We start from the raw sequence: 11,657 nt of genomic DNA, 5'->3' as shown, positions 1-11,657 counted from the left end.
GGATCTCCGTCGCGGCGCCGGCACGATCTTATTGATATCCATCAACGTCTGTACAACGTTATAGATGCCTGGCGGACGGCGCGTCAATGGTTGTCCGTCGATGCGTACGCCATGGTGGTCTCCCTGCCGGATCCCCGGTCGCCGGGCATCCCCGTCGGCGCCCGCGCGACGGCGGGTCGCCCGGACCCGCGCACCAGGAGGAGTCTGATGAGCGTGACCCGTCGCGGCGGGCGGGGCGGGGCGCCGGCTGGAAGGGCCGCCCCGTGGGCGTCAGTCTGAGGGACGTCGCCGAGCGGGCCGGGGTCTCCCTGGCCACCGTCTCCAACGTGGTCAACGGCTACCGACCGGTCGGCGAACGGACCCGGCGACGGGTGCAGACGGCCGTCGACGAGCTCGGCTACACCCCGAACCTGTGCGCGCGGCACCTGCGCCGGGGCCGCACCGGCCTGATCGCGCTGGCCATCCCGGAGCTGAACAACCCCTACTTCGCCGAGCTGGCCGAGATCGCGATCCGGGAGGCCGGCAGCCTCGGCTACACGCTCGTCATGGAGAACACCGCCGCCGACCGCACCGCCGAGTTGTCGCTGCTGGGCGGCTCGCGGCGGCACGTCATCGACGGCCTCATCTTCAGCCCGGTACGGGTGGGCCGCGAGGAGGTGCTGGCCCGCGCCGCCGGGATCCCGCTGGTGTTGATCGGCGAGGGGGTCTACGACGTGCCGTACGACCACATCGCCATCGACAACGTCGCCGCCAGCCACCAGGCCGTGTGGCACCTGGTGGGGCTGGGCCGGCGACGGATCGCCTTCGTCGGGGCCCGGCCGAGCGATCCCCGGCACTCCGCCCACCTGCGGGTACGCGGCTACCGGGAGGCGCTGGCCGAGGCGGGGCTGGCGTACCGGCCCGAACTGGTCGCCGTCACCGACCGGTTCGGCCGGCTGGACGGGCTACGCGCCATGCGGACCCTGCTCGCTCTCGACGAACCGCCCGACGCGGTGCTCGGCTACAACGACCTCGTCGCCATCGGCGTGCTGCGGGCCGCCGCGGAGGCCGGTCGGCGGGTGCCGGAGGACGTGGCGGTCGTCGGGATCGACGACATCGAAGAGGGACGTTTCGGGCGACCCACCCTGACCACCATCGCCCCCGCCAAGGAGGAGATCGCCCGGCTGGCGGTGCGCCGGCTCGTCGCGCGGATCGAGGGCACCGGGGTGACCGGTCCACTCTCCGTGCAGACCCTGTTCCGGCTGGTGGCGAGGGAGAGCACGACGGGGGGCGGCCCGCGCTCCTGATCAGCTGGTCGCCCTCTCCTGACCGGTCGACGCGTCGTCCGCAGACGCCCAGGTCAGGCCCCGCCGGACGGCGGATTTCGTCGTGTTCCCACAAACCGGGCCGGCCAAGGTGCGCTCTCTGCGACATGCCACTGCCCGCTCCGAGATGGAAGGGTGAATACTGCCGGGGGCCGCCGTGTCGCGGCGCGGCGCAACGTTGGTCTACAGGAGGGCTCGGTCGGGTGTTCACACGTGTCGCCATCGTCAATCGTGGTGAGGCCGCCATGCGGCTCATCCACGCCGTACGGGACCTGGCCGCGGAAACCGGGACACGGATCGAGACCGTCGCCCTGCACACCGACGTCGACCGCACGGCCACCTTCGTCCGCGAGGCGGACCTGTCCTACGATCTCGGTCCCGCGTCCGCGCGCCCGTACCTCGACCTGAAGGCGCTGGAGCGCGCGCTGGTGGAGACCGGGGCCGACGCCGCGTGGGTCGGCTGGGGCTTCGTCGCGGAGGATCCTGCGTTCGCGGAGCTCTGCGAGCGGGTCGGCGTCACCTTCGTCGGGCCGAGCCCGGAGGCGATGCGCAAGCTCGGTGACAAGATCGGCGCGAAGCTGATCGCCGAGGAGGTCGGCGTGCCGGTCGCGCCGTGGAGCCGCGGCGCGGTCGAGACCCTGGACTCCGCCCTGGCGGCCGCGGCCGAGATCGGCTACCCGCTGATGCTGAAGGCGACCGCCGGCGGCGGGGGACGCGGCATCCGGGTGGTCACGAACGAGGCCGAGCTGGCCGACGCGTACGAGCGGACCAGCCAGGAGGCCGCCCGGGCCTTCGGCAGCGGCATCGTGTTCCTGGAGCGCCTGGTGACCGGTGCCCGGCACGTCGAGGTGCAGGTGATCGCCGACGGCGAGGGCACCGCGTGGGCGCTCGGCGTCCGCGACTGCTCGGTGCAGCGGCGCAACCAGAAGGTCATCGAGGAATCCGCGTCGCCGGTGCTCGGTCCCGCCCAGACGGCCGAGCTCAAGGCGTCGGCCGAACGGCTGGCCGTCGCGGTCGGTTACCGGGGCGCGGCGACCGTCGAGTTCCTCTACCACCCCGGCGACGAGCTCTTCGCGTTCCTCGAGGTCAACACCCGGCTCCAGGTCGAGCACCCGATCACCGAGTCCACCACCGGGTTCGACCTGGTCAAGGCGCAGCTGCACGTGGCGTCCGGCGGCCGGCTCGAGGGCGGGCCGCCGGCGGAGCGGGGGCACGCGATCGAGGCCCGGCTGAACGCCGAGGACCCCGACCGCGACTTCGCGCCCTCACCGGGCCGCATCGTGCTGCTGGACCTGCCCGCCGGGCCGGGCGTCCGGGTGGACACCGGCGTCAGCGAGGGCGACACCATCCCCGCCGACTTCGACTCGATGATCGCGAAGATCATCGCCCACGGCCGCGACCGCGAGGAGGCGCTCGGCCGGCTGCGCCGGGCGATGGCGGAGACGCGGGTGATCATCGAGGGCGGTGCCACGAACAAGAGCTTCGTGCTCGACCTGCTCGACCAGCCCGAGGTGATCGACGCGAGCGCCGACACCGGCTGGATCGACCGGGTCCGCGGCGAGGGCAGGCTGGTCTCGCACCGGCACTCCGCCGTCGCGCTGGCGGCCGCCGCCATCGAGGCGTACGAGGAGGAGGAGCGCGCCGAGCGGCAGCGGCTGCTGTCGACGGCGTTCGGCGGACGCCCCCAGGTGCAGCACGAGAGCGGCCGGCCGCTGGACCTCAAGCTGCGTGGCGTCGGCTACCGCGTACGCGTCGCCCGGATCGGCGCACACCGGTTCCGCGTCGGTATCGAGGCGGGCGACCAGGTCCGCACTGCCGACGTCGAGATCGACCGCTTCGACCGGCACACCGGGCAGATCATGGTCAACGGCACCCGGTACCGGATGCTCACCGGCACGCACGGTCCGATCCACCTCGTCGAGGTGGACGGCGTGACCCACCGGGTCAGCCGCGACGAGGGAGGCGTCGTCCGCTCGCCCGCGCCCGCGCTGGTGGTCGCCACGCCGGTGGAGGTGGGCGCCGAGGTCGAGGCGGGCGCTCCGGTGCTGGTGCTGGAGAGCATGAAGATGGAGACGGTGCTGCGGGCACCGTTCCGGGCCCGGCTGAAGGAATGCGTCGTCTCCGTGGGCAGCCAGGTGGAGACCGGCGCGCCGCTGCTGCGGCTGGAGCCGCTCGCCGACGACGACGCCGAGGCCGAGGAGGCCACGGCCGTCGGGGCCGTCGAGCTGGAGCTGCCCGCCGCGCCCGACAGGATCCCGGCGCGGGAGCGCGCCACGCGCGGCCAGCAGGACCTGCGCAGCCTGCTGCTGGGCTACGATGTCGACCCGCACGACGAACGCCGGGTGCTCGACGACTACCTGACCGCGCGCCGCGCGTCCACGGAGGAGGGCTACCGCCCGCTGGCCGAGGAACTCGAACTCGTCGACGTCTTCGCCGACCTGACGGAGCTGAGCCGCAACCGGCCGGCGGGCGAGGACGGCACCGGCGAGAGCCACGTGCACAGCGCCCGCGAGTACTTCCACACCTACCTGCAGAGTCTCGACGTCGAGCGGGCCGGGCTGCCGATGACGTTCCAGGCCAAGCTCGCCAAGGCGCTCGGGCACTACGGCGTCACCGAGATGGAGCGGTGCCCGGAGCTGGAGGCCGCCGTATTCCGGATCTTCCTCGCCCAGCAACGCGCGTCCGCCGACGCCACGGTCGTCGCGACGCTGCTGCGCGCGTGGCTGCGCGAGCCGCCGCCGGACGAGACGCTGCGCGAGCCCGCCGGCCTCGCGCTGGAGCGGCTGGTGGCCGCCACCCAGGTCCGCTTCCCGGTGGTCTCCGATCTCGCCCGGGGTGTGGTGTTCGCCTGGTTCGGTCAGCCGCTGCTGCGCCGCAACCGCGCCCGCGTCTACGCCGGCGTCCGCCGGCACCTGCGCCACCTGGACGCGCACCCGGACGCGCCGGACCGCGGCGAGCGCATCGCCGAGATGGTACGCAGCACCGAGCCGCTGGTGCGGCTGCTCGGCCAGCGGCTGACCCGCGACCACCTGGACAACGCGGTGATGCTGGAGGTGCTCAACCGGCGGTACTACGGCAACAAGGGCCTCACCAACGTCCGGACCAGGGAGGTCGCCGGCTGCACCTTCGTGGTCGCCGAGCGCGCCGGCTCGTGCGTGGTCTCCTGCGCGGTGGGCTTCGAGGCGCTGGACAACGCGCTGCGCGGGCTCGCGGAGCTGGCGGGCGGCGAGGACGCCATCGACGCCGACATCTACCTCGCCTGGGAGGGGCAGCCGGAGGACTCCGACGCGATGGCGGCCGCCCTGCACGCGGTGGTCAGCGCGCACCCGCTGCCGAACCAGGTCCTCCGCCTCACCACCACCGTCGCGGGGCGTGCCGGTGCGGTGATGCACCACCACTTCACGTTCCGCCCGTCGACCACCGGGATGACCGAGGAACGGCTGATCCGCGGCCTGCACCCGTACATCGCGCAGCGGATGCAGCTGGAGCGGCTGCGCAAGTTCGCCCTCACCCGGCTGCCCTCGGCCGACGAGGAGGTCTACCTGTTCCAGTGCGTGGCGCAGGAGAACCCCTCGGACGACCGCCTCGTCGCGTTCGCCCAGGTGCGCGACCTGACCGGCCTGCGCGAGCACGACGGCCGGCTGGTGGCGCTGCCGACGGCCGAGGACGTCCTGGCCACCTGCCTCGACTCGATCCGCCGCGCGCAGTCGCGGCGCCCGTCGAAGAACCGCTTCCACACCAACCGGATCGTGGTCTACGTCTGGCCGCCGAGCGACATCACCCGCGCGGAGCTGGAGATGATCGCCGCCCGCGTGCTGCCGACGACCGCCGGCGCCGGGCTGGAGGAGATCCTCTTCATCGCGCGGCAGCGCCACCCGAGGACGGGCGAGCTGACCAAGATCGCGGTACGCATCTCCTTCGACCTCACCGGCGGCACCACGCTCACCGTCGGCGAGCCGTCGGACGAGCCGGTCGAGCCGCTCGACGACTACCGGCAGAAGGTGCTGCGCGCCAGCAGCCGCAACACGGTCTACCCGTACGAGCTGACCAAGCTGCTCGGCGACTTCGTCGAGCACGACCTCGACGACGACCACGCGCTGGTGCCGGTGGACCGGCCGAAGGGGCGCAACAGCGCGGCCATCGTCGCGGGGGTGGTCAGCACCCGGACCCGGCGGCACCCGCAGGGCGTCACCCGGGTGGTGCTGCTCGGCGACCCGACGAAGGCGCTCGGCGCGCTGTCGGAGCCGGAGTGCCGTCGCGTGATCGCGGCGCTGGACCTCGCCGAGCGGCTACGGGTCCCGCTCGAGTGGTATGCGCTCTCCGCCGGCGCCCGGATCTCGATGGCCTCGGGCACGGAGAACATGGACTGGGTCGCCGCGGCGCTCAAGCGGATCGTCGAGTTCACCCAGGACGGCGGCGAGATCAACATCGTGGTCGCCGGCATCAACGTCGGGGCGCAGCCGTACTGGAACGCCGAGGCGACGATGCTCATGCACACCCGGGGCATCCTGGTGATGACGCCGGACTCGGCGATGGTGCTCACCGGCAAGCAGTCGCTCGACTTCTCCGGCGGGGTGTCCGCCGAGGACAACTTCGGCATCGGCGGCTACGACCGGGTGATGGGCCCGAACGGGCAGGCGCAGTACTGGGCGCCGAACCTGACGGCCGCGCGGGACGTGCTGATGTCGTACTACGAGCACACGTACGTCGCGCCGGGCGAGGCCGGTCCCCGACGGGCGAGGACGAACGACCCCGTCGACCGCGACATCTCCGACTTCCCGCACGCCGTGGAGGGCAGCGACTTCACCACGGTCGGCGAGATCTTCTCCGCCCAGGCCAACCCGGACCGCAAGAAGGCGTTCGACATCCGTACGGTGATGCGGGCCCTCAGCGACCAGGACCACCCGGTGCTGGAACGCTGGGCGGGCATGGCCGACGCGGAGACCGTGGCGGTGCAGGACGTGCACCTCGGCGGCATGCCGGTGTGCCTGCTCGGCATCGAGTCGCGGTCGGTGCCGCGGCGTGGCTTCCCGCCCACCGACGGCCCGGACACCTACACCGCGGGCACGCTCTTCCCCCGGTCGTCGAAGAAGGCGGCGCGCGCTATCAACGCGGCCAGCGGCAACCGGCCGCTGGTGGTGCTGGCGAACCTGTCGGGCTTCGACGGTTCGCCGGAGTCGATGCGCAAGCTGCAACTGGAGTACGGCGCCGAGATCGGCCGCGCGATCGTGAACTTCCGCGGGCCCATCGTGTTCTGCGTGATCTCGCGCTACCACGGCGGCGCGTTCGTGGTGTTCTCCAAGGCGCTGAACCCGAACATGACCGTGCTCGCGCTGGAGGGCTCGTTCGCCTCGGTGCTCGGCGGCGCGCCCGCCGCCGCGGTGGTGTTCTCCGGCGACGTCAACGCCCGCACCGCCGCCGACCCGCGGGTGCGGGAACTGGAGGCCCGCGTCGCGGCGGCCGCCGGCGCCGACCGCGCCGCGTTGACCGCCGAGCTGGACGAGGTCCGCTCGTCGGTCCGGGCGGAGAAGCTCGGCGAGGTGGCCACGGAGTTCGACCGGGTGCACAACATCCGGCGGGCGGTCGAGGTCGGCTCCGTCGACGCCGTCATCCGAGCCGCGGAACTGCGTCCCCGGATCATCGAGGCGATCGAGTCCCGCCTGCGCTGACCCCCTCGGACCGGTGCCACGGCGGGGACCTCTCGCCGTGGCACCGCCCGTGGGTCGGCCCCCCCGTACGGCTGGCACCGGCAAGCCCCGGTGGCCACGCCCACGGGTCACGCTCTTTCACATCCTGTGCCGGGCTTCACCCGGCACGGTTCTCGCCGTCCGGGTACGCCTGAGCACGCAGCGGGGCGGGCAGGCCGTCGCCGACGGGCGACCGGGTCGGCAGTGGGCACCGCACCGGCGGCATCGCCGCCAAGCTCGCCGGTGGAGCGGTGATGGCCGGCAGACGGTGCCTCTCCCGATCTGCTACAGCCAGTGTGACAACTCCTTCATCTGATGCGGAACCTCCGGTGTCAGGTCGCCGCCCGAGGTGTCGGGTGGCGTCCGGGACAGTGTCCGGTGGGGCTGTGACCTGGCCGGACAGCAGATCTCTGTCCGGGACAGCCGCCACCTCTGGCCAGCGATCGTCGGCACCGCCCAGTCTGGGAACAGCCCCGACCGCGTCGCATGCATCGGGTGGTCGCGGCATTCCAGATCATCGATCGAGGGAGAAGTCATGCATTCCAGATCAGGCGCCCGCATCCTGGCCGTGCTCGGCACGGTGGGGTTGACCGTGGCGGGCCTGTCGGGTCCGACCCAGGCGGTGCCGAGCACCTCCGCCGTGGGAGCGGCCGCGGTCACGTGTGGCAACGCCGCCTGGCCGCACCCGAACCAGGACACGGGCTCGGGAAAGACCACCGCGAGGGCGTCGGTGCACACGGGTCCGTACCAGGCCTGCTCCATCACCGCCTACCTCCCCAAGGGTGAGTCGGTGACATACGACTGCTACGCCGAGAACGACTACGGCAACACCTGGACGTACGTCCGGAGCCCTCAGGGAGCAAGCATCGGCTGGGTCTACGACGCCTACCTGGACGACGGGGGCGCCACCAAGCTCTGCCCGAGGATCTGACGTCCGGACCTCGGAGAGCCGGTGCACGGCGGGCCAGGTGGTCTGCCCGAAGGCTTGACGGATCGCTCAGCCGAGGACTCTCGCCGAACGAGAACGCCACCAAAGGAAGGAGCTTCCATGAAGAAGCCACTCAGTAGGGCTGCTGTGCTACTGGCGATCGCCGCGACCGCCCTGGTCGTGGGGCAGACATCCGCCCAGGCTTCGGAGAGCCAGTGCACGGCGGGCCAGGTCTGCGTGTGGGGAGAGAACGACTACACCGGCTGCTTTCGCGGCATGACCGCGAATGGGTTCGACTACTCGACGATCACCTGGTCGACCTGCTCGGCGAAGATCGACAACGGGGCGAACTCGGTCAAGAACGAGGGCCGGAGCTGTGCGGTTCGGCTCTACACCGACGCCAACCACTCCGGCAGTTCGATTCTGTTCAACCGCGAGGCAGACGGTGCCAACTTCCGTGATCCGTACCTGGCGAACGGCGGTGGACTCGGCAGCGCCAACGGTTTGAACTGGCAGGACAGGATCAGCAGTCACAAGTTCTGCCCGTGACCGCAGTATCCATGAGGTACGCGAGTGTGGCCGCGGTTGTCGCGGTCGCACTCGCGGTACTCATTCCAGGTTGCACAAGCCGCAGGAGCGTCGATCCGGCTCTCGTCACGCCGATGGCCCAGGCGGCCGGCGCGAGGGTGGATCACCGGACCGGCACCATCGTCCTGCCGCTGGACCAGTTCGGCGTTTCGAACGCCGAGATCCGCACCGTCGACTACGCGATCAACCTGCTACTGAGGGCGTGCATGGCCGCCAACGGTCACACCTTCGAGGCCATCGACCACCGCGCCGGACCGATGACCACCGACCGCCGGTACGGCGTCTGGATCGAGTCGGAGGTGGCCCGACATGGATACCAGGAGCCACCGCCGACGGGCCCCCAACGCCGGCTGATGGAGCAGAACTCGGCGCCGATGACCGGTGCCGAGGAGGCCACCCGCCGCAGCTGCCTGGGGGCGGCGCCGGTCCGCGCACTGCACCTGCCGGACCTGCACGCGCAACGGGCCGCGGCGGCCAGCTACGAACAGGCGCTGGCCTCGCCGCCGGGTCGCGATCTGCTGGACCGGTGGCGACGGTGCCTGCACGACGAAGGCGTGACCGCGGCGCCGCCGGGCTCGGACGGAACCTGGACGCCGGCCGGGGTGAGCTCGACGGACATCGCCCGCAGCAGAAGGATCGCGCTGGTCGACGTGGGTTGCAAGCAGCGACTGAAGCTGGTGGCGGGCCTGGCCGATATCGAGGGGGAGATCCAGCGCGAGATGGTCCGCAAGGACCTCGTCCGGCTGCGCGCCGAGCGGCAGCGGGTCGAGCGCGTGCTGGTCAGCGCCGGGGAGGTGATCGAGGACCTGGGCTGAGTCAGGTCCCGGGCGAAGACGATGGCGGAAGCCTCGCACCGACCAGCCGTATCGACGATCAACCTGTGCACCCGGCCCGAGCGTGTCCCGTCGCGCGCGGAGCGCTCGCCGTCAGTGACCGCGGCAGAGACCGCGGCGAACCCCGGAGGATCAATGAAAATCACCAGAATCTTGGCCAACGCGGCCGTGGCTGTGGCCGTTGCTGCCGGTGTCGTCATTCCGGCGACGGCCGCCCAGGCCGCCGACACCGCCCTGGGCATCGATGTCGGCAACATCGCCTACAAACAGCTCTACACGGACAACGCGGACGTGAAGCTGCGTCGTTACGAGACCGGCAGCAACTGCAACTTCTACACCGGTTTCTGGGCCGACCCGAACAACGATCGGCACGACAACACCTCGGCTTCCACCTGTGGCAAGTCCAGCAAGGGCTACGAATACCGGGACGGGACGAAGTCCTGGGTGACGGTGAACTGGCGGGCCCGGGCCTGGTGCGCCGACTTCGCCAAGTTCGCCTTCTACTGGGGCACCGCGAAGTACACGGGGCTCAACGCGCTCGCCGCGAGCTTCAAGACCTACGGCGTGAACAACGGCACCTGGCACCCGAAGGGCAGCTACGTCCCGCGCAAGGGTGACGCGGTGGTCTACGACTGGGAGGGTGACGGGATCATCGACCACGTCGGCATCGTCACGTCGTTCCACGAGACCAGCGTCGACGGCACCTTCAACTCGGTCGAAGGTAACCGCTCGAACGAGGTACGGCACGTCTTGAACACCTCCAACCGGGCGGCTTCCGTCGTCGGCTTCACCTCGCCGGCCTCGCGGTAGGCGACCGGAGGAACCCTCGCCCGGCGGTCAAGGCGTCCTCTCATCAGGCGCCGAGCCCGCCGTGCGGGCGGTTTCGGGCAGCGACGGACCTTGCCGGATCCGTCCATCCGCGAGGTGTCCGCTCGACCACCCGTCGTCTGCGACCGTAACCGGAGCACGTCGTCCACACGATTGGCGGCTCCCGCCCACCCGCCGACTCACGGCACGGCAAGGGAACGAGCGTGTCACGAGCGACGCCCTACCGGCCGCCCGGCGGTATGACGTCTGTTCTGTAGGCCCGTGCTGCGGGTTGCAGCATGAACACCTGGTCAGCCTCACCGGTGCAGGCCGTTTGGTTGGCCTCGGCGCCGACGTCGACGTCGGCGACGCCGCCGAGCGCCCCGATGCAGAGCCCACTGTGCGCCGGCCGTAGCCGGTAGCCGCCCGGGCGTGGCTGGTCGACTGGCTCCAGCAGGTAGCGCTGATGCGGCGCCCCGAGGCAGGTGGTGGGTTGGAGAAGCGCTCCGCTGGCCACCTTGGCGTCGTCGACGCTGAGGCAACCAGCTCCCTCAACCGGGTGGTACCAGCGGATCTCATACATGCCGGTGACCGTGGTCGCGATCAACTGGGTGTCGGGGGCTACCCCGCTACAGGGCCGTTGCACCGCGAGCGGTCGGTCGGTACGCCCGTTACGCTCCCGCCCTTCTCCCAGACACAGGCTCTGGTCGGCGATGTGGGCGGGGCGGAGGTGGTACCAGCCGCTGGCCGGAAGTTGCCCGGATCGGCTGACCTCCGGTGCGGGCGTCTCGGTCGAGTTCTGGGCGGAGCCGCCCAGGGAGCCACCGTGGTGTCGCCGGGTGTCGTCGGCGGAGACCGCAACGCCGACACCTGTGGCAAGCACCATCGCCAGCAGGATCGACGGTGCGAAGGGTCGGCGGAGAGCACGGGGCAACTTGTCCGCCACCACGGTCTCCCTCGCGGTGCTCCGCACCCCCGCCAACTGGTCGCCCACCTCCGGCTTGGCGGCACCGTCGCCGGGTGTGACCGATGGGAGAGACGACGACCCGTTCTGCTGCGCCGGCGTGCCCTGGCTCAGCTGGGCGTGGGCCCGCAACCAGGCCGAGACATGCTCTTCACCAGCGCAGGCACGGACGAACGCGGCCACGATATCGGCCCGTGGCAGTGCCTGACGACGCAGCACGTCGGCCACCGTGCTGCGCGGCAGATAGTCACCGTGCCGTTCGGCAGCCTTCTCCAACTGCCGGAAGGTTTGGCCCGACCGGTCCTTGAGCTGTCTCATCAGGTCGAGGAAGGCCACCTCGTCACGCGCTGCGTCCGGTCGGATGAATTCTGGTTCCTTCATCGCACCCTCAGGGCAGTTGGTCGGAGCAACACGCGATCGAAGCCGGTGGCGCCTGTCTCCGTTTCGGCCGGGTCAACTAGCGGTGATGCTAATGGACACTTGGATGTCTGTGTGTACAGCGCAAGCAGGGCGGCACCCCGCAGACCGTAGCCCGGCGCTGGTCCA

The 11,657-nt window shown here is 71.2% G+C and carries 7 protein-coding genes; 6 read left to right on the top strand and 1 reads right to left on the bottom strand.

Annotated elements, in window-relative coordinates:
* The first annotated feature begins 263 nt into the window (after positions 1–263).
* The 6 genes from V6V16_RS15170 to V6V16_RS15145 all read left to right on the top strand — a co-directional run bounded on the left by V6V16_RS15170 (position 264) and on the right by V6V16_RS15145 (position 10,150).
* Positions 264–1,286, top strand: coding sequence for a LacI family DNA-binding transcriptional regulator (locus V6V16_RS15170; RefSeq protein WP_334562680.1), 1,023 nt, complete (start codon positions 264–266; stop codon positions 1,284–1,286).
* Between the two features lie 221 nt (positions 1,287–1,507).
* A complete protein-coding gene (locus V6V16_RS15165; protein WP_334562679.1) occupies positions 1,508–6,973 on the top strand; it encodes an ATP-binding protein in 5,466 nt (1,821 codons plus the stop codon).
* A 553-nt stretch (positions 6,974–7,526) separates the two neighbouring features.
* Positions 7,527–7,922 carry an SH3 domain-containing protein gene (locus V6V16_RS15160; RefSeq protein ID WP_334562678.1) on the top strand — a complete coding sequence of 132 codons (396 nt, stop codon included), beginning with the start codon at positions 7,527–7,529 and terminating at the stop codon, positions 7,920–7,922.
* A 117-nt stretch (positions 7,923–8,039) separates the two neighbouring features.
* Positions 8,040–8,468, top strand: a complete 429-nt coding sequence (locus V6V16_RS15155) for a peptidase inhibitor family I36 protein (RefSeq protein WP_334562677.1) — start codon at positions 8,040–8,042, stop codon at positions 8,466–8,468.
* A 113-nt stretch (positions 8,469–8,581) separates the two neighbouring features.
* A complete protein-coding gene (locus V6V16_RS15150; protein WP_334562675.1) occupies positions 8,582–9,322 on the top strand; it encodes a hypothetical protein in 741 nt (246 codons plus the stop codon).
* A gap of 153 nt (positions 9,323–9,475) precedes the next feature.
* Positions 9,476–10,150, top strand: a complete 675-nt coding sequence (locus V6V16_RS15145) for a CHAP domain-containing protein (RefSeq protein ID WP_334562674.1) — start codon at positions 9,476–9,478, stop codon at positions 10,148–10,150.
* A 238-nt stretch (positions 10,151–10,388) separates the two neighbouring features.
* On the opposite strand, the gene V6V16_RS15140 is transcribed toward V6V16_RS15145, so the two are convergent.
* Positions 10,389–11,492: a hypothetical protein gene (locus V6V16_RS15140; protein WP_334562673.1), complete on the bottom strand. Its 1,104-nt coding sequence runs from the start codon at positions 11,490–11,492 to the stop codon at positions 10,389–10,391.
* Between the last annotated feature and the right edge of the window lie 165 nt (positions 11,493–11,657).

The sequence above is a fragment of the Micromonospora sp. CPCC 205561 genome (assembly GCF_036906775.1).
Lineage (GTDB): Bacteria > Actinomycetota > Actinomycetes > Mycobacteriales > Micromonosporaceae > Micromonospora.
Note: the sequence above shows the minus strand (reverse complement) of the source record. Positions and strands in the feature narration are given on the sequence as shown.

Coding starts and splice junctions, on each gene's coding strand:
- V6V16_RS15140 (WP_334562673.1), bottom strand. CDS start 11,492: ATGAAGGAACCAGAATTCATCCGACCGGACGCAGCGCGTGACGAGGTG.
- V6V16_RS15145 (WP_334562674.1), top strand. CDS start 9,476: ATGAAAATCACCAGAATCTTGGCCAACGCGGCCGTGGCTGTGGCCGTT.
- V6V16_RS15150 (WP_334562675.1), top strand. CDS start 8,582: ATGGCCCAGGCGGCCGGCGCGAGGGTGGATCACCGGACCGGCACCATC.
- V6V16_RS15155 (WP_334562677.1), top strand. CDS start 8,040: ATGAAGAAGCCACTCAGTAGGGCTGCTGTGCTACTGGCGATCGCCGCG.
- V6V16_RS15160 (WP_334562678.1), top strand. CDS start 7,527: ATGCATTCCAGATCAGGCGCCCGCATCCTGGCCGTGCTCGGCACGGTG.